The sequence below is a fragment of the Trueperaceae bacterium genome (genome assembly GCA_036381035.1).
GTDB lineage: Bacteria > Deinococcota > Deinococci > Deinococcales > Trueperaceae > DASRWD01.
This window is the reverse complement of the sequence record DASVDQ010000026.1, coordinates 27,185-47,099: the sequence shown is the minus strand read 5'-3', so window position 1 is coordinate 47,099 and position 19,915 is coordinate 27,185. Positions and strand designations below refer to the sequence as shown.

At 74.5% G+C, this 19,915-nt stretch carries 17 protein-coding genes and 1 riboswitch; of the genes, 5 read left to right on the top strand and 12 right to left on the bottom strand.

Annotated features, from left to right (window positions below; translation table 11 throughout):
• Window positions 1-102: 102 nt before the first annotated feature.
• Window positions 103-2,682 (top strand): glycosyltransferase family 2 protein, encoded by a 2,580-nt coding sequence (locus VF202_04660; GenBank protein ID HEX7039386.1) that lies wholly within the window; start codon window positions 103-105, stop codon window positions 2,680-2,682.
• Here VF202_04660 and VF202_04655 read toward each other — a convergent pair.
• The gene (locus tag VF202_04655) at window positions 2,645-3,820 is read right to left on the bottom strand and encodes a PQQ-dependent sugar dehydrogenase (GenBank protein ID HEX7039385.1); all 1,176 of its coding nucleotides are present in this window, start codon (window positions 3,818-3,820) and stop codon (window positions 2,645-2,647) included. The two genes, VF202_04660 and VF202_04655, sit on opposite strands and share 38 nt — an antisense overlap.
• Before the next feature lie 164 nt (window positions 3,821-3,984).
• A complete protein-coding gene (locus tag VF202_04650; GenBank protein ID HEX7039384.1) occupies window positions 3,985-4,995 on the bottom strand; it encodes a glycosyl hydrolase in 1,011 nt (336 codons plus the stop codon).
• Between the two features lie 84 nt (window positions 4,996-5,079).
• A riboswitch (cyclic di-GMP riboswitch) is annotated at window positions 5,080-5,163 on the bottom strand.
• Window positions 5,164-5,279: 116 nt separating this feature from the next.
• On the opposite strand from VF202_04650, the gene tgt reads away from it, so the two are divergent.
• A complete protein-coding gene (gene tgt, locus VF202_04645) occupies window positions 5,280-6,566 on the top strand; it encodes a tRNA guanosine(34) transglycosylase Tgt (protein ID HEX7039383.1) in 1,287 nt (428 codons plus the stop codon).
• A 95-nt stretch (window positions 6,567-6,661) separates the two neighbouring features.
• Here the strand turns inward: tgt and VF202_04640 are convergent, their stop codons facing one another.
• From VF202_04640 to VF202_04595, 10 genes are all read right to left on the bottom strand, one after another.
• Entirely contained in the window at window positions 6,662-7,312 is a 651-nt protein-coding gene (locus tag VF202_04640) for a hypothetical protein (GenBank protein ID HEX7039382.1), read from the bottom strand.
• Window positions 7,309-8,121 (bottom strand): pyrroline-5-carboxylate reductase, encoded by an 813-nt coding sequence (proC, locus tag VF202_04635; GenBank protein ID HEX7039381.1) that lies wholly within the window; start codon window positions 8,119-8,121, stop codon window positions 7,309-7,311. The genes VF202_04640 and proC overlap by 4 nt, the downstream gene beginning before the upstream one ends.
• Window positions 8,122-8,264: 143 nt before the next feature.
• Complete coding sequence (locus VF202_04630; protein HEX7039380.1) at window positions 8,265-8,702, bottom strand: VanZ family protein; 438 nt, start codon at window positions 8,700-8,702, stop codon at window positions 8,265-8,267.
• The gene (ansA, locus tag VF202_04625) at window positions 8,699-9,712 is read right to left on the bottom strand and encodes an asparaginase (protein ID HEX7039379.1); all 1,014 of its coding nucleotides are present in this window, start codon (window positions 9,710-9,712) and stop codon (window positions 8,699-8,701) included. The genes VF202_04630 and ansA overlap by 4 nt, the downstream gene beginning before the upstream one ends.
• Window positions 9,713-9,857: 145 nt before the next feature.
• Window positions 9,858-10,439: an N-acetyltransferase gene (locus tag VF202_04620; GenBank protein ID HEX7039378.1), complete on the bottom strand. Its 582-nt coding sequence runs from the start codon at window positions 10,437-10,439 to the stop codon at window positions 9,858-9,860.
• Window positions 10,429-11,826, bottom strand: coding sequence for an argininosuccinate lyase (argH, locus tag VF202_04615; protein ID HEX7039377.1), 1,398 nt, complete (start codon window positions 11,824-11,826; stop codon window positions 10,429-10,431). The genes VF202_04620 and argH overlap by 11 nt, the downstream gene beginning before the upstream one ends.
• Before the next feature lie 76 nt (window positions 11,827-11,902).
• Window positions 11,903-12,379, bottom strand: coding sequence for a GNAT family N-acetyltransferase (locus tag VF202_04610; protein ID HEX7039376.1), 477 nt, complete (start codon window positions 12,377-12,379; stop codon window positions 11,903-11,905).
• Window position 12,380: 1 nt separating this feature from the next.
• Complete coding sequence (locus VF202_04605; GenBank protein ID HEX7039375.1) at window positions 12,381-13,667, bottom strand: argininosuccinate synthase; 1,287 nt, start codon at window positions 13,665-13,667, stop codon at window positions 12,381-12,383.
• A gap of 54 nt (window positions 13,668-13,721) precedes the next feature.
• Window positions 13,722-14,645: an EamA family transporter gene (locus VF202_04600; protein HEX7039374.1), complete on the bottom strand. Its 924-nt coding sequence runs from the start codon at window positions 14,643-14,645 to the stop codon at window positions 13,722-13,724.
• Window positions 14,642-17,272 (bottom strand): hypothetical protein, encoded by a 2,631-nt coding sequence (locus VF202_04595; GenBank protein HEX7039373.1) that lies wholly within the window; start codon window positions 17,270-17,272, stop codon window positions 14,642-14,644. The genes VF202_04600 and VF202_04595 overlap by 4 nt, the downstream gene beginning before the upstream one ends.
• 89 nt (window positions 17,273-17,361) lie before the next feature.
• Here VF202_04595 and VF202_04590 point away from each other — a divergent pair, with 89 nt between their 5' ends.
• The 3 genes from VF202_04590 (at window position 17,362) to VF202_04580 (ending at window position 19,841) form a co-directional block, all read left to right on the top strand.
• The gene (locus VF202_04590) at window positions 17,362-18,123 is read left to right on the top strand and encodes a hypothetical protein (GenBank protein HEX7039372.1); all 762 of its coding nucleotides are present in this window, start codon (window positions 17,362-17,364) and stop codon (window positions 18,121-18,123) included.
• Window positions 18,124-18,139: 16 nt separating this feature from the next.
• Window positions 18,140-18,889: a metallophosphoesterase gene (locus VF202_04585; protein ID HEX7039371.1), complete on the top strand. Its 750-nt coding sequence runs from the start codon at window positions 18,140-18,142 to the stop codon at window positions 18,887-18,889.
• A gap of 79 nt (window positions 18,890-18,968) precedes the next feature.
• Window positions 18,969-19,841 (top strand): aminoglycoside phosphotransferase family protein, encoded by an 873-nt coding sequence (locus VF202_04580; GenBank protein ID HEX7039370.1) that lies wholly within the window; start codon window positions 18,969-18,971, stop codon window positions 19,839-19,841.
• The last annotated feature ends 74 nt before the right edge of the window (window positions 19,842-19,915 follow it).

The following is a 19,915-nucleotide window of genomic DNA, read 5'->3' as shown; positions in this document are numbered from 1 at the left end:
CGGAACCCTCCATGGGCGGGATAGGCTCGGGTCCGTGAGCCGACGCCGGCCGTTCGGGCACTGCAAGACCTCGACCTCACCATCAGAAGGAACGCGCGAGACGTGATCCCCTTCCCGGGCCTCATGGCCATGCCGACGGTCCTCATGAACGCGTGCCTCAACCTGGTCCGCGAGCGGGGGAAGGTGGCGCTGGGACCCGACCGGCTGGCCGTGGTGGCGCCCATGTACGACGAGGAGGCCGGCGCCGCGCGGGCGCTGCGCTCGCTCCTGGCGCAGACGGAGCCCTTCGACGAGGTCCTGGTCAGCATCAACGGCGGCACCGACGACACGCCCGCCGTGGTCGCGGCGACGCTGGCCGCGTCCGGCTACGCGGCGCTGGAGCCGGAGGCGCTGGCCGACTGCACGGTCACGCGCTGGCGCCGCGAGGGCGCCAGGACCGCGGTCGTCGTCGTCGAGTACCGCCTGCCGGTGTCGAAGGCGCGCAGCGTCAACCTGCTGCTCGAGCGGGGCCTCCTCGTCGCCGAGAGGGTCCTCATCGTCGACGGCGACACCGAGCTGCACCCCGGCTTCGCCGCCGCGGCGCGCCGCGCCACCTACCGCCTCGACTTCAGGCGCTTGGGCGACGGCCGCCACGGCTACGTCCTCGAGGACGCCGCCCTGGTGTCGGGCGCCGTGAGGTCGCTGCCCGGCGCCTCGCTGCAGTCGCGGCTGATCTCCGCCGGCCGCGACGCCGAGTACGCGTTCTCGGCGGTCGTGCGCGGCGGCCAGTGCCGCCGGGTCGGCGAGGGCGCGGTGTTCGGGCGCACGCGCCTCTTCACGGTGGTCGGCTGCGGCTTCGTGGCGCGCCGCGACGCGCTGCCGGTGCCCGACGACACGATCACCGAGGACCACGACCTGACGCTGGCCGCGCAGAACGCGCCGGTGACCGAGGAGCTCGCCACCGCCGGCGAGCTCGACGCGCGCGGCTTCCGCCTCGAGGTGGACGGCCGCGAGCGGCCGCTGTCGAGCATCATCGGCCCCCGGACCCCCGTCGTCCTGCGCCGCGGCGCGGACGCGCGGTTCGTGCCCGCTGCGCTCATGCGCACCGAGGACCCGCCGCACCTCGGCGGCTTCCTGCGCCAGGTCGAGCGCTGGAACGGCGGCGCCATCCAGAACGCCCTCAAGCGGCTCTTCGTGGCGGAGCGCCGCCGCGGCCTGGCGCCCAACGTGGCGTTCACCGTCGTCGCCGCGCAGGCCGAGAACGTCCTGGGGCTCTTCCTCGCGCTCCTCCTGCCCGCTCTCCTCGGCCTCCGCTACGCTCTCCCGAACGCCTCGATGCCGGCCACGGCCCTCGCCGCTTGGCTCGGCATCGACGCCCTCGCCAGCCTGCTCATCGTCGTCGCGGGCGCCAGGCGCCTGGGCGACCCGTGGGGGCGGGCGCTGTGGGTGGCGCTGCGCGGCGTGGCGCCGCTGATGCTGCTGCGGGGTCTCAACGCCCTGGCCTACGTGACGGCGGCCACGCGCATGGTGCCGCAGTTCGTGGCCCAGCGGCGGGCGTCGCGGGCCGGGCGCGTCCGCAAGGAGGCCGTGACCACCTGGGTGCGTCCCCGCGCCAGCCTCGGGGTCTCGGCGTACCGCCGCGCCGGCAGCGTGGCCACCGCGGTGCTGGCGCTGAGCCTCTCCGTGTTCGCGGGCACGGCCCACGTGGCACGCACCTACCTCAGGCCCAGCGACGCGTGGCTCTACGTCCACGCCGTCCAGCGCCTGAACCAGGAGGACTTCGAGATCCTCCCGCTGCCGCCGCTGCTCGCCGTCGAGCAGCCGCGGCAGGTCGAGGAGCCCGCGCCCGCGGCGACGCCCTGGCTCTCGTCCTACTGCCCGCCGGGGAGCGTGGCCACGTACGCGAACCGGCTCGCGGACGGCGAGGAGCCCGCGCAGCGGCGGCTCGAGGCACCGGGGGCGTACGAGCCACTCACGCCGTGGGGCCTGTTCATGCTCGCCCGCCTCACGCCGCTGCTGGCCCACCTCGAGGAGGCGGCCACGGCCTACGACGTCGACGCCGGCTTCCTCCTGCAGGTGCTGATCAACGAGTCGTACCTCGACCCGCTGGCGCACGGGCCCACCAACGACCTCGGCCTCTCCCAGGTCACCTCCGACGCCCTGACGCTGCTCGCGGCGATCTCCTCCGACCCGGGCTCGCCGTTCGCCAACCCGGCGCTGTTCGCCCGCCGCGCCAGCGCCTACGACCCCGGGTTCTCGCTGTGCGCCGGCGCCGCGAAGCTCGCGTGGGCGGTCGCGCAGCCGTTCGGGGAGGACCGCCGGGTCGCGTACGCCCGCTACATCAACCCCATCGACGGCGTGCGCGACGGGGCCGTGGCGCCCACGCACGTGGCGCCCGTCGAGGCCATGACGAAGCTCGCCGACCTGGTGCACGGCCTGGCGGCGGTCGTGGCGGCGTACCGCGCCGACCCCGCCGCCGTGGCGCCCGCCGAGCGCGCGCTGCTCGACGTGTCGAGCGCCGTCGCGGCGGGCGAGCTCGGGCTGGAGAGCGCCTACGCGCGCGTCGCCGGGCTCGTCGACGAGCTCGGCATCGACGACTCGGGGTTCTACGCGGCGGTGCTGGACCGGCTCTACGGGCCGGGCCTGGCGTCGGCCGACGGCGAGGTCAGGGCCGTCGCACCAGCCGGGACAGCGTCCCGTTGATCTCGGCGACGAGCACCTCGCCGTGCGGCCCCTCGGCCAGCTCGGTGATGGGTAGGTCGGTGTCGAGCAGCTCCTCGGCCGCCCCGGTCTCGAGGTCGAGCGCCCAGACGCGCCCGGTCACGAAGTCGGCGAACAGGTAGCGACCCGCCAGCTCGGGCAGCTCGGGGTCCCGCACCACGACGCCGCCGGTCGCGGCCTGGCCGCCCGCGGGGTCGATGGCGAGGTGCCCGTAGACGTGGAGGGGAGGCACCTGGTCGAGATCCTCGCAGCGCGGCTCCACCAGGCCGGGGGCGTCGGGGTACGCCAGGCACTCGCGGCCCTCGCGCGCCGGCCAGCCGTGGTCGCCGCCGCGGCGTACCACGTTGACCTCCTCCCAGCGGTCCTCGCCGACGTCCTCGAGCAGCACCTCGCCGGTCTCGGGGTGGAACGAGAACTTCCAGGGGTTCCGGAAGCCGTACGCGTAGATCTCGGGCCGCGCGCCCGGCTGGCCCACGAACGGGTTGTCGGGGGGGACGGCGTAAGGCTCGCCCGGGGCGGCGCCGGAGAGGTCGAGGCGCAGCAGCTTCCCGCGCAGCGTCGACAGGTCCTGCGAGGAGTAGGGGCGGACGCGCAGGTACGCGGGCGAGCGCTCGCCGTTGCCGACGCTGACCCACAGCATGCCGTCGGGGCCGAAGCTCACGTGCCCCGCGTAGTGGAAGGGCTCGGGCACGTCGACGCGCAGGAGGTCGCGCTCGGCGGTCGTGTCCGCGACGTGGGCCTCGTCGTCGTAGGGGAACGCGGAGACGATCAGGTCGCCGGTGTCGCGCTCGGAGTAGGCCGCCACCAGCCAGCGGGGCCTGCCCCTGGCGGCGCCCTCCGGCTCGAGAGCGACCCCGTAGAAGCCCTGCTCTCCCTGCAGCGCGGTGACGCGGGGCGTGACGTCGAGGACCGTCTGCGGGCGCACCCCGCCGTCCTCGAGCAGGTAGACGCGTCCGTCGAGGGAGGAGAGGAGGAGCCCGCCGCCCTCGAGCGCGAGCACGGAGACGGGCTTCTCGAGGCCCTCGTAGAGGACGTCGAGCCCGTAGGCGGGCTGGGCCGCGGCCGTGACTGTGAGGAGCGCGAGCGAGACCGGCAGGAAGAGTGGGAGATGGCGTCTCAAAGCCCCGCAAGCATAGCCCCGGAGGGGCCGGAGGCGGCCGTGACATCCCGCCCAGTGGTCCGGGGCGGGCGCCGGGACCCGGCCGCGGGGGAGGGGGTCACATGGTCCGGGCCAGGCGGCTCCGGGGTCGCGCGTGCGAGCCGCGCCGCGCCCGGTCGCGCGGCTCAGCGCGCCGCGATGTCGGCGCGCGTCAGGCCGGCGCGGAAGGCGTCGGCGACGCGCGGGTCCGCGACCATGCGCCAGTCGGCCTCCTTGTGCTCGTCGAACCAGACGATGGCCTCGAGGCGCGCGAACGCCGTGGAGTCGAGCATGGACTGCACCCAGCCCGCCTTGTCGCCGCCCTCGGTGGAGCTGGCGAGCTCGGCGAACCACACCGGCTGGGGGCCGAGCGCGGTGATGCGCGCGTAGCCGGAGGCGAAGACCTCCTCGAACGCCCGCCACTCGGTCCAGGGGCGCGTGGTGCCCCAGTTGTAGCCGTCGAGCGCGAGGACGTCCACGACGTCGTCGCCCGGGTAGTAGAGCTCCATGCGGTTCGAGGCCACGCGCGGCTCGTCGGTGACGTTGGGGCTGAAGACCCAGCGGACGTTGGTGGCGCCCTCCTCCTCGAAGAGCGCGGCCATGTGCCGCCAGGCGGCGACGAGGCCCGCGGGGTCGCCGTTCCAGCTCACCCACTCGCCGTTCATCTCGGGGAACGGCCGCAGGTAGACGGTGACGCCGGTGCCGGCGAGGTCGCGCGCCCAGGAGCGGATGTAGTCGTCGAGCTTCCCGGCGGCGATGTCCCTGACGTCGACGTCGTGCGGCTGCCAGGAGATCAGCGGGTACCTGCCCGCCTCCGCCACCGCCATGACCATCTCGGGGTAGGCCTCGTTGCGCCAGTTCGTGAACCAGTGGACGACGTCGAGGCGCCGGCCCAGCTCGGCCTCGAGGTCGAGCACGGGCCCCATGCCCTGCCAGACGCCGCCGTAGGTGAACGCCCCCACCATCACGCGCTGGGCCAGGGGCAGGGCGGCGTGGTCGATCACCGCGGGCTCGCCCTCGTCGTAGGCGCTCTCCGGGGCGTTGTCGGGGTTCGCGCAGGCGGTGCCGACCAGTGCGAAGGCGGCCGCGAGGAGCAGGCGAAGGAGGGACGACCGCCGGACACCGTTCGCGGGGAGGTGCGGTGTGAAGACGCTCATCCGACGATCGCCCTTCCGGGCGCTCGACCGGAGCCTTGTTGTCGCTTCGGGCACGTTCGGAACCTATGGGCCGAACGTGAGAAGTAGACCGCTGGCCGGTTGCGCTACTGGCTCCACCTGTCCCAAGCGCCCAAGTGCAGGACAGGCTTCACAGCCTCCAAGGGGGCGAGGCTCGCTGGCCTCGCAACGTGATGCTACTCACCTTGGCCCGCCCTCGTGGTGAGCGAGTTCACCATGCTCTTACGGGATCCTTACACGGGGTCGCCCTGCTAGCATGGCTCCCCGTGCCGGCGCGAGACTCTCCCTCAGCGACGCCTTCCGAGGCCGAGGAGCAGGTCCGCGGCGAGTTCGGGTTCGAGGTCGTCCTCCGCCGCGGGCGAGCGCGCCTCGGCGTGCTGACCACGCCGCACGGCGCGGTGCGGACGCCGGCCTTCGTCGCGGTGGGCACGCAGGCGACCGTGAAGAGCGTGGCGCCCGAGGCCGTGATCGCGACGGGCACGCAGCTCGTGTTCGCGAACACCTACCACCTCTACCTGCGGCCCGGCGCCGAGGTCGTCGCGGCGCACGGCGGCCTCCACAGGTTCATGAACTTCCCGCGGCCCGTCCTCACCGACTCCGGCGGCTTCCAGGTCTTCTCGCTCGGCGCCTCGATCGAGCACGGGGTCGGCAAGGTCGCGAGCATCTTCCCCGACGAGTCGACGCGGGCCCCGCAGAAGGTCGGTGAAGGTCTGGTGAAGGTCGGCGAGGACGGGGTGGTGTTCCGCAGCCACATCGACGGCTCGACGCACCTGTTCACGCCCGAGCGCTCGATCGAGCTGCAGCGGCAGCTCGGCGCTGACATCGTGCTGGCCTTCGACGAGTGCACGAGCCCGCTGCACGACGAAGCCTACACCGCGGCCTCGATGGAGCGCACGCACCGCTGGGCCGAGCGCAGCCTCGAGGCGTTCAGCTCCTCCAGACCGCTGCACGGCTACCGGCAGGCGCTCTTCGGCATCGTCCAGGGCGGCGCGTTCCGGTCGCTACGGGAGCGCAGCGCGGCCTTCGTCTCCGCGCTGCCTTTCGACGGCATCGCCGTGGGGGGCAACCTCGGCAAGGGCCACGAGGAGATGAACCTGGTGCTCGACTGGACGGAGCCGCTGCTGCCGATTGAGAAGCCGCGCCACCTGCTCGGCATCGGGGACGTGGCCGGCGTGTTCGCGGCGGTCGAGAGGGGCATGGACACCTTCGACTGCGTGATGCCCACGCGCAGCGCCCGCGCCGGCGCCCTCCTGACCTTCGCCGGCGAGGAGGAGAGCGCGAAGCGCGGCGTGAACGCCCGCCACCGCATCAACATCTACAACGCGCGCTTCGCCCGCGACCTGCGGCCCGTGGAGGAGGGCTGCGACTGCTACACGTGCGCGCACTACACGCGCGCCTACCTGCGGCACCTGTTCAAGGCCGGCGAGCAGCTCGGCCAGCAGCTCGCGACGATCCACAACCTTAGGTTCATGGCGCGGCTCATGGACCGCATCAGGGAAGCCCTGGCCGCGGACCGCCTCGCCGCGCTGCGGCGCGAGGTGCTGGGCGAGTGAGCGAGCGTCCGGCCCCCTAGAGCTGTCCTCGGCCCGCCGCGGGCCCCTGGACGAGGGCTCGGCCGCGCCCTACCCGGTCCGTCGGTCCGGCGGGCTCAGAAGCTCTTCTCGATGAGGTCGATGACGGTGCCGTCCTGGGTCTCGAACCTGACGATGCCCACCGTAGGGACGAAGTAGATGTCGAGGACCGTGCGTCCGCCGTTGCTCGTCAGCGTCGTCTGCCTGATCAGGAAGGCGTTGAAGCGCCCGGCCGGCGTCGCCACTCCGCGCAGGCCCAGCACCTCGGCGCTGAGGGTGAGGTCGAAGCCCGGCAGCGACGTCGTGCCGGTCCAGGCCTTGCCGGCCTCGAGCGGCGCCGGCGGGTAGACGACCAGCGCGGGCTGGTACTGGTAGACCTGGCCGCCCGCGGCCGAGCCGTAGGTGAACACGCCCTCCTCCGAGTAGACGAGGTAGTCCTCCGAGATCGGCACGCCGTCGAAGTAGTGAGTCAGCACGAGCACCTGGCGTCCGCCCAGGTCGCGGGGCCCTGACAGCGTCTGCGTCTCGCCCGAGGAGTAGGTCCAGCTCATGCCGGGCCGGCTCGGGTAGTAGTCCTGCGCCCACGCGACAGGCGCGGCGAGCAGGGCGACCGAGGCCGCCAGCGCCAGGGCGGCGCGGCGCCCGACGCGGGCACCGAACCCGGCGCCGGCGCGGGGCCGCAGGCGGGCGCCGCGCCAGACGACGGCGTGGGGCCGGAAGCGTCTCATGGCTCCTCCTGGCTGAGCTCGCCGGCGCGCTTGGTGGCCTCCTCGACGGCGTCGATGAGGGCGAAGCGCAGGCGGTGACGCTCGAGCGTGCGCACGCCGGCGATCGCCGTGCCCCCCGCCGACGACACCTCGTCCTTCAGCTCGCTCGGGTGGCGGGTCTCGAGCAGCCTGGCGGCGGCGAGCAGCACCTGCCTGGCCAGGTCCCGCGCCAGCGTCCTGTCGAGACCGACCCGCACGCCGCCGTCGGCGAGGGCCTCGGCCACGACGGCGGCGTAGGCCGGGCCGGAGCCGGCCATGCCGGTGAAGGCGTCGAACTGCTCCTCGCGCAGGTCGTAGACGCTGCCCACGGCGCCGAAGAGGCTCCTGGCCACGCTGACGTCCTCGGGCCGCGCCTCCGGCAGCGCCGCCAGCGCCGTGGCGCTCACGCCCAGGCTGGCCCCGAGGTTCGGCATCGCCCTTATCACGCGGCGGCTGCCGACGCGCTCGGCGATGCGGCGCGCGGGCACGCCCGCCATCAGCGATATGAAGCCGGCGTCGCGGCGCGCCACGAGGGGCGCCACGCGCGGGAACGACTGCGGCTTGACGGCGAGCAGCACGTACTCGGCGCGCGTGATGCCCGCGTCGCCCACGTACGCCACGCCGTGCCGCTCGGAGAGCTCGGCGCCGCGCCGCTCGTTGGGGTGGTAGATGGCCACCTCGTCCGGCGCGATGACGCCGGCGCCGAGGGCGCCCTGCAGCACGGCACCGCCCATGCGGCCGGCGCCGACGATGACGAGCTTGAGGTCGGGGGCGTGCCCGCCGGAGGTCACGGCGGCCATCGTACCCGCCGCCGCGTCCGCGGCCCGCGGGGATAGCGCACACCTCGCGGACTCCGAGGGTCGCATGGCGGCCGGTCCGGGCGTGACGCCTCCCTCGTCCCCGCCGCCCGTCGCCGCGCGCGGCCCACGCGCCCTCAGACCGCTCCGCGCCCCCGCCGGCGCAGGGCCCGGGCCACGAGCCAGGCGCCCAGGGCGGCGCCCGCCGTGTCGGCGACGAGGTCGAGGGCGTCGCTGCTCCGGCCCGGCACGAACGCCTGGTGGACCTCGTCGCTGGCGCCGTAGAGGACCGCCAGCGCGGCCGCGACGAGCGGCCTGCCCGTCGCCAGCGTGAGCAGGCCGGCGAGGACCAGGAACGCGACGGCGTGGGCGACCTTGTCCGAGCCGGGCGGCAGCCAGTCGAGCATCCCGCCGGCGTCAGGCGTGCTCGACTGCCAGAAGATGAAGGCCGCCCACAGCACAGCCAGGGACCAGCCCAGGCGGCGGCGCGTCCGCTGGGGGCGTGCGCCGCGCGGCGCCGGGGTGCCGGCGGCCGGGCGCGTCGGGCGCGCCCCGTGGTCGTCGTCGCCCCTCACGCCGTCAGCTCCCCGCGCAGGTCGCGGGCGGCGAGCTCCCTCACCAGCGCCGGCTCCAGGCCTTGCCCCAGGAGCCAGATCAGCTTGGCGAGGGCCGCCTCCGGCGTCATGTCGGCGCCGGAGACGACGCCGACGCGGCGCAGCGCCGAGCCCGTGGCGTAGCCGTCCATGTCCACGCCGCCGCGCAGGCACTGGGTGGTGTTCACGACGACGACCCCGCGCTCCACGGCCGCAGCGATGGCCTCGAGGAGCGCGGGGTCTCGACCGGGCGCGTTGCCGGCGCCGTAAGTTTCCAGCACCAGGCCGGCGAGCGGCGGCCTGAGGACGTTCGCGACCAGGTCCGGCGTGATGCCGGGGAAGAGCCGCAGCGCCGCGACGCTCACCGGGGCGAGGTCCGCCACGCGCAGAGGGCCGTCCTGCGGCGGACGAGGCGCGGCCGGGCCCGGCTCGATCGTCACGCCCAGACGGGCGAGCGGCGGGTGGTTGGGGGAGTCGAACGCCGCGAAGCCCGTGGACGAGACCTTGGTCACGCGGTTGCCGCGCATCACCAGCCCGCCGAAGCAGACACTCACCTCGCGGATGGCGCCGGCGGCGGCGACGAGCAGGGCGCCGACGAGGTTGTCGCGGGCGTCGCTCCTCACCTCGCCGAGGGGCAGCTGCGAGCCGGTGACGACCACCGGCTTGCCCAAGCCCTCGAGCAGGAAAGAGAGGGCCGCGGCGGTGTAGGCCAGCGTGTCGGTGCCGTGGAGGACGACGAAACCGTCGAACTCCGCGTAGCGGCTCGCGATGAGCCGCGCCACGCGCAGCCAGTCGCTCGGCGCCATGTCGGCGGAGTCGAGCAGCGGGTCGAACTCTATGAGCTGCGTCTCCGGCAGCTCGGGCGCTGAGAGCTCGGGCAGCCCGGCGAGCAGGCCGGCCAGGTGGCCCGGGGCCGGCTCGTAGCCGCCCGGTCCGCGGCGCATGCCTACGGTGCCGCCGGTGTGGGCGAGCAGCACCCTCTTGCGGGTCATGGACCCGAGTATCGCCCAGGACCCGGCCCGGCGGACCGCGCCCGGCGCGTCGGCCGCCTCAGGGCGAGCCGGCGCGCCTGGGACCGCGGCGCCCTGCTCCGCCGCTGCGGCACGGCGGTACGCGCCGCCGCGGGGTGCCCCGGTCTCAGCGGATGCCCGGCGGCACCTGCGCCGGCGGGGGCTCCGGCAGGTTGGCCGGCATCGGCACGCCCTCGAGGCGCTTGACCACGCCGTTCTCGTTGCAGCCCACGTAGAACGGGCAGCGCAGGCACTCCGACCACACGCGCGGGTGGAGGTCGCGGGTCTTGTCGATCAGCGTGAAGCCGCAGCGCTGGAAGAACTCGACCTCGTAGGTCCAGGCGAAGAGCACCGGGATGCCCACGCGCCTGGCCTCCTGCTCGCACGCCGCCACGAGGGCCCTGCCCACGCCGCGGGCGCGCACCTCGGGCGCCACGGCGAGGCCGCGCACCTCGGCGATGTCGCCCCACAGGATGTGCAGGGCGCCGTTGCCGGCGAAGCGCCTGCCCCCTTCCGTCTCGATCTCGGCGACGAAGAAGTCGCGGAGGTTCTCGAAGATGTTCTGCATGGGCCGCACGAGCATGCGCCCCTGGCTCGCCCAGTAGCCGATGTTCTCGAAGATCAGCGGCACGTCCTCGGCGCGCGCGTGCCTGACGGACACGGACGCGCCCTCCGCCGCCGGGGGCGGCTGCAAGGTCTCAAGAGCCACGGTCCAGCTCCTCCTTGGCGGCGGCGATGGCCTCAGCGACGCGCGCCGTCGCCGTGCCGCCGAAGCTGGCGCGCGCGTTCACCACGCTCTCCAGGCTCAGCGCCTCGTACACGTCCTCGCCGATGCGCTCGTCCGCCTCGCGCATCCTCTCCAGCGGGAGGTCCGAGAGGCCCACGCCCTCGTCCAGGGCCAGCGCCACGAGCCTGCCCACGACGTGGTGCGCCTCCCGGAAGGGCACGCCCCGGCGGACGAGGTAGTCAGCGAGGTCGGTGGCGTTCGAGAAGCCGCCCTCGGCGGCCTGGCGCATGCGCCGCTCGTGGAACTTCACGCGCGGCAGCATGCCCACGTAGAGCCGCAGGGAGTCCTCGGCCGTGTCGAGGGCGTCGAATAGACCCTGCTTGTCCTCCTGCATGTCCTTGTCGTAGGCCAGCGGCAGGCCCTTCATCACCGTGAGGATGCCCACGAGCGCGCCGTAGACGCGCCCGGTCTTGCCCCTCACCAGCTCGCACACGTCGGGGTTCTTCTTCTGCGGCATCATCGAGCTGCCCGTGGTGTAGGCGTCGGGCAGGGTGACGAAGCCGAACTCGGCGCTCGACCAGAGGATCAGCTCCTCGCTGAGGCGCGAGAGGTGCATCATCAGCACCGCCAGCGCCGCCACCGTCTCGATCACGAAGTCGCGGTCCGAGACGGCGTCGAGCGAGTTCCTGGCCACGCGCGCGAAGCCGAGCAGCTCCGCGGTGCGCCGCCTGTCGATCGGGAAGGTGGTGCCGGCCAGGGCGCCCGCGCCCAGCGGCGACTCGTCGGCCCGCGCCAGGGCGTCACTCATCCTGCCCCTGTCGCGGCCGAGCATCTCGAAGTAGGCGAGCAGGTGGTGCGAGAGCAGCACGGGCTGCGCGACCTGCAGGTGGGTGTAGCCGGGCATGACGACGCCGAGGTGCTCCTCGGCCAGGTCGACGAGCACGGCCCTCAGCTCGTCGATGAGCGCGATCACGGCCCCGCCGCGACGCTTGAGGTGGAGGCGCATGTCCGTCGCCACCTGGTCGTTGCGGCTCCGCGCGGTGTGGAGCTTGCCGCCGACCGGCCCGATGCGCGCCGTCAGGTGGTGCTCGACGTTCATGTGGACGTCCTCGTGCTCCTCGCTGAGCTCGAGCCGGCCCGCCCTGACGTCGTCCAGCACCCCGCGGAGGCCCTCCTCGATGGCCCTGCCCTCCTCGGCCGTGAGGATCCCCTGCTCGGTGAGCATGCGCGCGTGGGCGAGCGAGCCCGCGACGTCCTCCTCGACCATGGCGCCGTCGACGCCCACCGAGGCGTTGACGCGCCTGACCAGCTCGTCGGTGGGCTCGGCGAAGCGGCCGCCCCACATCGTGGAGCCCTTCTTCGTCGTCATGGCCAGGACCGTGCGCCCCCGCGCCCCGCCGCGCCCGCGGCGAGCCGCGGCGCTCCCGGAGCGCGACCCGCCGCCGTCACGGCGCGACCTGCCGCTGCCAGACGCCGCCCACGCGCTTCGTGAGCCGCAGCGGCGAGGCGCCCTCCTGGCGGTAGCCCAGGCGCCGGTAGTAGGGGAGGAGCGCCTCCTCGTCGAGCTCGAGGTCGAGGAGCGGGACGTTGCCCCGTATCGCCAGCGCCTCCAGCTTCGTCATCAGCCAGCGGCCGAAGCCGTTGCCCCGTTCCTCGGGGCGCGTCGTGACGCGCTCCACGCGCCACCCGGCCTCGGTCGGCAGCCAACGCACGGCGGCGAGCACGGGGCCGTCCACCCGCTCCACGAGGAGCGTGCCGCCCCTCGCCAGCCACGCCCTGATCTCGGCGGCGTCCTGGTGCGGCGCTCCGGAGGCGGCGTAGAGCTCGGCGAGGCGCGCGGCGTCGGCGGGGGTGGCCTCCCTCAGCCTCACCGACGAGCGGGCGGTGCCGGCCTCCCGCGGCCAGATCGCGGTCGCGGGCAACTCAGGAGACCTCGGCGACCGGCGCGGCCTCCGCCGCCTCGTCCGCTGACGCGGCGGCGGAGCGCGCCTGGGCGAGCTGCGTGCGGATGCGCAGGCGCAGGGCGTTGAGCTTGATGAAGCCGTCGGCGTCGGCCTGGTCGTAGACGTCGTCCTCCTCGAACGTGACGACGTCCTGCCGGTAGAGGGAGTTGGGCGACCGGCGGCCGGTGACCGTGACGGAGCCCTTGTAGAGCCTCAGGCGCGCCTCGCCCGTCACGGGCGCCTGGACGTCGTCCATGAGCCGCTGCAGCGCCTCGCGCTCGGGCGAGAACCAGAAGCCGTTGTAGACGGCCGCGGCGTACTTCGGCACCAGCTCGTCGCGGAGCTGCAGGACCTGGCGGTCGAGCGTCAGCGACTCGACGGCCTTGTGGGCGTGGAACAGCAGCGTGCCGCCCGGCGTCTCGTAGCAGCCGCGCGACTTCATGCCCACGAACCGGTTCTCGACGATGTCCACGCGCCCCACGCCGTGCCGGCCGGCGACCTCGTTGGCCCTCTCGAGCAGCGCGTAGGGCGAGAGGCGCTCGCCGTTCAGCGCCACGGGCGTGCCGTGCTCGAACGCCACGACGACCTCCTCGGGCTCGTCGGGGGCGTCCTCCGGGTCCACGGTGCGGCGCCACATGCCCTTGGGCGGCGCGGCCCAGGGGTCCTCGAGGACGCCGCCCTCGTAGCTGATGTGGTAGGCGTTCGCGTCCATCGAGTACGGCTTCTCCTTGGTCACGGGCACGTCGATGCCGTGCGCCTTCGCGTAGGCGATGCAGTCCTCGCGGCCCTTGAGGTCCCACTCGCGCCACGGCGCGATGACCTTGACGTCCGGCTTGAGCGCGTAGGCCGAGAGCTCGAAGCGCACCTGGTCGTTGCCCTTGCCGGTCGCGCCGTGAGCGACGGCGTCGGCGCCCTCGGCCTCGGCGATCGCGATCATCCGCTTGGCGATCAGCGGCCGGGCGAAGGAAGTGCCGAGCAGGTAGTAGCCCTCGTAGACCGCCCCCGACCGCAGCACCGGGAACACGTAGTCGCGGACGAACTCCTCGCGGAGGTCGTCGGCGTAGGCGGCGCTGGCGCCGGTGCGCAGCGCCTTGGCCTTGGCCTCCTGCACCTCGTCGCCCTGGCCGATGTCGGCGGTGAAGGCGACGACCTCGGCGCCGTAGGTGGCCTTGAGCCAGTGGAGGATGACCGAGGTGTCGAGCCCGCCCGAGTAGGCGAGCACCACCTTGCCGACGTGCTTGCCGCCCTGCTTCATCCTGGTGATCATCCCTCTGCGCCGGCCGGTATCTATGCACCGACCATGAATAAGGATGCAAGACTATCACCGCGGCCGGCGCCCGACAAGGGCCCGCGGGACGCCAGGGGCAGAGGCGAGGACGGCGGCGGCGAGGACGAGCAGCCCGCCCAGCACGCCCAGCGCCCCGAGCCGCTCGCCGAACAGGGCCGCGGCGAGCAGCGTCGCCAGCACCGGCTCGAGCGTGGCGACGAGCACGGCGCGCGACGCCTCCACGGACCGCAGGCCCGTGTAGTAGACGAAGTAGGCCACGTACGTCGAGAGCACGGCCATCAGAGCCAGGTCGAGCCAGGCGCCGCCGCCCGCCTCCACGGCCTCGAATCGCACGAGGGGCAGCAGGCCGAGGGCGCCGACGGGCATGACGTAGGCGAACACCGTGGCGGGCGCGTAGCGGCGCAGCGCCCACTTGCCGAAGAGGTAGTAGCTCGAGTACGACAGGCCGGCGGCGAGTCCCCACGCCACGGCCGCCGGCGACGGGCGCACCCCTGCGCCGCCGGAGGCGCTCACCAGCGCGACCCCGACGACCGACAGCGCCACGAGCGCGCCCTTGAGGCGGGTCAGCCTCTCGCCGAGCAGCGCCGCGGCGAGCAGCGCCACGAAGGCGGGGGCCGTGTAGAGCAGCACGAACGCCAGGCTCACGCCGCCCGCGTCGATCGCCAGGTTCAGGCTGGCGTAGAACAGCGTCACCCCGACGAGGGCGAAGCCGACCACGGCGGGCAGGTCGCGCGGACGCACGCGCAGCGCCCGCGTGCGGGCCGCGTGCGCCAGGAAGAGCGGCGAGGCCAGCGCCGCGCGCCAGAACGCGACCTCGGTGGCCGGCACGCCCGACGCCAGCAGGCGCTGGGAGAACACGCCCAGCAGCGCCCACAGGACGGCGGCCGAAGCGACGAGCCAGTAGCCGCCGACCGCGGGCGCGCCTGGCGCCGCGGACGCGGGGGCGGCCGTCCTCAGGGCCTGAGGCCGTACGCCGCGGCGAGCTCGGGGTGCTCGGCGCGCAGGTCGCGCATCCGGCGGCTGTACGACGCGTACTCGACGGCGAAGGCCACCGTGTTCACCACGTAGATCAGGACCAGCGCCACGATGTCGGTGTCGTAGGGCAGCGCCGGGGCGCCGCCGAAGCCGGTCAGGTGCCGCAGCGTGTCGAGGCCGAAGATCGCCCACGGCACGAGCAGCACCACGCCCCACAGCTCGTCCGCCAGGCCGCTGCCAGGCAGCAGCAGGGCGAGCAGGTGGTAGACGATCGTGCGCGGGGCGTTGAGCGCCGCCTGCGGACGCGGGAAGAACACCGTCAGGAACGTCCAGGCGGCCCAGGCTAGGAACAGCACGACGACCGCCGTCCACAGCCACGGCGGCGCGATGGGGTTCAGCTCGCGCAGCTCCGCGAACGGGTTCGTGAACGCCGCGCCGAGGGACTCCCAGGGGCTGCCGCCGAAGGCGCGGGCCAGCCGCTCCCGGTCGGGCGCCGCCAGCAGGGGCTCGTCGGGGCGGTACGCCTCCATGAGGCGCGACGGGTTCGTCCTCTCGCCGAGGTTGAACGCGGCCTCCGGGTGACCGGGGCTCAGGTCGAGGGCCAGCCGGAACAGCTCCGGCTCGCCGCGCAGCACGCCGAGGTTGTTCATGGCGTCGGGGTCGCTCGTCAGCTCGCGGTAGAGCGCGTTGGCCGCCTCGTCGTCGCCCGCGGTCTGGGCCGCGTAGGCCAGCAGGAACACCGTGTCGGGGCCCTCCCTTGCCTCCCGCAGCAGCGCCGCGGCGGTCGGCGTGGCCAGGCTCCCCGAGCCGAGCGCCTCCGGCAGGTCGTCGGCCCGCTCCGCCCAGCCGCCCAGCGCCGCCACGGCGACCATCGCGGCGAAGAGCAGGAGGACGACGAGCTTCTCGGTGAACGTCGCGTAGCGCAGCGTCAGCGCCCGCGCGAAGCGCCCGGTGCTCCGGCCGGCCTCGCGTCGCTGGCGGAGCGTCAGCGTCTGCGCGCGCCAGTACTTGGCGAGGAGCGTCAGCCGCAGCGCGACCGCGGCGACCAGGAGAGCGAGCACCCCGTACCACCCGGTGCTGCCCACCGCGGCCGCGGCCCTCTCGAGGGCGGTGGTGGTGTCGGCGCCGCTGCTGGCGGCGGCCAGCTCGCGCCAGGTGGCGGCGGCATCGTCCTCGCCAGCGGCCTGCAGCACGTCGGCGTAGCGGTCGAGCAGCTCCCGCGCGCCCGGCGCGCCGTCGCCGGCGAGGCGGTTGAGCCACGGCGCCCAGAAGTCGGCTGACGCGCGGTCCTCGGCCTCCAGGGCCCGGCGCAGGCCCACGTGCGGGAAGCCGTACGCCTCGACGAGGCCCGGGTCGAGGAGCAGCGAGCCGCGGTAGCCGCGCGCCGCGAAGTCCTCCAGGGCCGCGTTCATCGCCTGGGCCGCGAGGGACTCGTCGCGCGACGGGGCCGCCATGAACGCCTGGGCGAGCTGGGCGTGCTCGTAGAACGTCTGCGCCTGCGCCAGGGCGCCGCGCCGCAGCGTCGCGGCCTCCTCCGGCCGCTGCCTGGCTACCGCCACGTAGAGCCAAGGGTTGGTGGGGTCGCGCGACAGCTGCGCCTCCGGGTCGGCCACCTCGGCCTCGGCGCGGAGCCAGGCGTAGAGGCTCGGGTCGGGGTCGAACGCCGGCGGACGTTCGGGCGGCCAGGCGAAGCGCGCCTCCTCGCCGCCGGAGTAGCGCACGGTGACGACGATCCCGTCCTCGCCCTCGGCCACGTCGGTCACCTGGGCAGGCAGGCGCTCGCGCCTCTGCACCGTGCCCGTGAGCCTGTCGACCTGCAGCAGGTGGTTGCCGTGCCCGACGAGCACGGTGTCCCCGTCCTCGAGCAGACCGGCCGTCTCCCCGCTGCCGGCGCCGAACGAGAGGCGCCAGGCCTCCACGCCGTTGCGTCGGCCGACGAGGTCCCCGCGCTCGAGCGCGACGTCTATGGCGCCGCGCGCCTGCGCGGGCGGGACGACGGGCTCGCCCGGCAGGGGCGCGCCCTGGGCCCCAGGGGCCTGGTCCTGCTCCTCGGCTCCGGCGCCCTGCTCCTCAGCCCCGCCGTCAGGCTCATCGGCTGCGGCGCCCGGCTCGTCCGCTCCGGCGCCCGGCTCGTCGCCTCCGGCGCCCGGCTCTTCCGCTCCTCCGGCCCGCTCCTCGGGGCCAGGCTCCCCGGCCCCCTGGCCCGGCGCCGGCTCCTCCGCCGCGGGACCGACGACCCTCACGCCGAGGCGCGCGTCGACGCCCGGGCCAGTCAGCGCCACCGTCCAGGCGCCGGCCTCGTCGAGCGTGGCGCTGGCGGTGAGGGTGCCGGCGCGCGTCGCCGTCACGGACGTCTCGGTGACCTCGCCGCCCGGCGAGGTGAGCCTGACGACGTAGCCGGCCGCCGGCTCGAGCCCGCTGCCCCTCACCGTGAGGGTGTCGCCGAGCTCGTACCTGAAGGCGTCGACCATCACCGTCGGCGTGCCCTGCGCGGGCGGCGGGGCCGCCGGCGCGGCGCCCGCGCCGGCGCACGAGAGCGCCAGCGACAGAGCCAGGACGACCAGGAGGGACGGTGCCTTAACGCCCGAGGCGGCTCCGGAACGGGACATGAGACTACCTTACAGCACCCTCCCGAACGCCCATCCACACGTGGAGGATGCCTCGTCGGGCGCGATGGGGACGCTGTTATCATGAGCCGATGTCGCGCCCCGTTTGGGCCCGTCTCTCCGCGCCGTTCCCGCCCTCGGCCCGCGCATGGGCGCTCCAGGAGCTCTCGCCGGACCGTCGGCGGGCGCTCGTGGCGCCGCGGCTCACGGCCGCGGCCGTGCGGTCGCGCCTCGACGAGGCCGTGTCGCCCGATGGCTGGTCGTGCCAGCTCCTGCCCCTGGGTGGCGCGGCGCTCGTCTGCAACCTGACCGTCGAGGGCGTGACCCGCTCCGCCGTGGCCGCGCTGCCCGCCGGCGCGGTGCCCGGCTCGGAGCTATCCTCGGCCTCCGCGCTGGCCGAGGCCGCGCTCTCCCTCTGCGCCGCCCAGTTCGGCATGGCGGCTGGCGGCGCGTCCGGCTGGGCGCCGCACGACCCGGAGACCGGCGACGTGCTCGTCGAGGAGCTGGAGGAGGCGATCGACGGCCCCGGCGCTCCGGTCCGGCCCGGTGAGGACGCGTGGCTCGGGACGCCGGTCGACGGGCCCTCCCCGGCGGAGGCGGCCGCCGCGACGGCGGGGTCTGCGTCTGCGGGAGCCCTCGGGGAGCGCCCCGAGACGGAGCCGCGGGAGGACCGCCCCGAGGCGCACCAGGTCATAGACAGGCTCGTCGAGAGGCTGAAGGAGGAGGGGCTCGGCTCCCAGGCCGCCAGGCTCGTCGTCCGCTACGGCGGCTACGGGCGCACGCCGGAGGAGTCGCGCGAGCTCTACGGCAAGCTGAGGTCGCTGCTCGTCGGCAAGGTCGCGGTGGGCTCGTGATCGGCTGGGGCGACCCGTGATCAAGGTCATCGCCGTGGGCGACGTCCACGGGCAGTGGCCCGAGCTGTGGCGCGTGCTCAAGGCGGCGGCCGCGTGCACGCCGGCGCTCGAGCCGACGGCGCCGGTGCTCGAGGGCCGCTACCAGGTCGTGTGCGTCGGCGACCTCGTCCACTACAAGGACGAGCGCGCCTACGCGAACGCCGTGGGGGAGGAGCCTTACGACCCTGCCAACCCCGACCACCTCAGGCGCGCGGCGAAGGCGCAGATCCGTGAGCTCTACCGCTTCAAACGCTTCGTCGACGCCGCCGCCGGCAACGTGACCGTCATCCTCGGCAACCACGACGAGGTCGCCATGGACCACCGCTACGAGCTGAGCACGCGCGGCGGCCTGAAGCACGTGGAGTTCGACGAGTCGCACGGCGGCCTGGCGCTGCCCGATGACCTCGTGGCCTGGTTCAGGGAGATGCCGCGCGAGCAGGTCTTCCACGGCGTGCAGTTCGCCCACGCCGGCCCGCTGCCGGGCATGCAGGTCTTCGACGACTTCTTCTATCACGACCCCGACACGAAGACCTGGTGGTACAAGAAGCCCGAGCTGGTCAGGCAGGCGGGCCACAGGTTCGGCGTCTACGGCCACACCGTGATGAAGGAGGGCGTCTACGTCGACCGCGACAACTGCTTCGCGATGATCGACGCCCTGGGCAAGCTGCAGTTCCTCGAGCTCCTCCTCGACGAGGACCGGCTCGACTACAGCGTCATGCAGCTGTGACGGTCAGGGCACCGGCGGGGCGAGCGGGACGCTCGTCGGCCGTCCGCGGGGCGCGGCCGCGCCGAGCGAGGAGCGCGCGTTGACGGCAGGGCTCCTGGTGCCGGCGCGGGTCAGGGGGCTCGCCGAGCGGGAGCCGGAGGGAAGGGCGTGGCTCGCCGGCCTGCCGGCGCTCGTCGCGGACCTCTCCCGCCGTTGGGGGCTCTCGCTGGGCCCGGCGTTCGACCACGGCGGCTACACGGCGGTCGTGCTGCCGGCGGAGCGCGAGGACGGCACGCCGGCCGTCCTCAAGCTGTCGTTCCCGCACATGGAGGGTCTCGACGAGGCCGCGGGCCTGCGGTTCTGGGACGGCGACCCCACGGTCCGGCTGCTCGAGGCCGACGACGAGCGCCACGCCCTGCTGCTGGAGCGCTGCCTGCCAGGGCACGACCTGAGGGCGCTGCCGGAGCCCGAGCGCGACGCCGTCCTGGCCGGGCTCCTGCGCCGGCTCTGGCGACCCGCCTCACCGCGGGCCGGCTTCCGGCACCTGGAGCGGATGATCGCCTACTGGAGCGAGGGGACGGAGGCCGACGAGGCCAGGTGGCCCGACCCGGACCTCGTGAGGGAGGGGCTGGCCGCGTGGCGCGAGCTCGCGCGACCGGGCCGCGACGACGTCCTGCTGGCCACCGACGCGCACGCCGGCAACGCGCTCGCCGCCCAGCGCGAGCCCTGGCTGCTCATCGACCCGAAGCCGTTCGTGGGCGACAGGGCCTACGACGCGACGCAGCACCTCTTCGACCAGCGGGAGCGGCTCGAGGCGGACCCGAGCGGCTTCGTGCGGAGCTGGGCCGCCCTGCTCGACCTGGACGAGGCGAGGGTGAGGTCCTGGACGTTCGCGCGCTACGCCGCGGAGCGCCGCGACGACGACGAGGATTGGCGGCGCGCCAACGACCTGGCGCGCCGGCTGGCCCCCTGAGGCCGGGTTCCGCACCCCGCCGCGACCCTGCGCGGGGTCGTGGCGGCCGCCCGCGCCGACCCCGCGGACCGTGT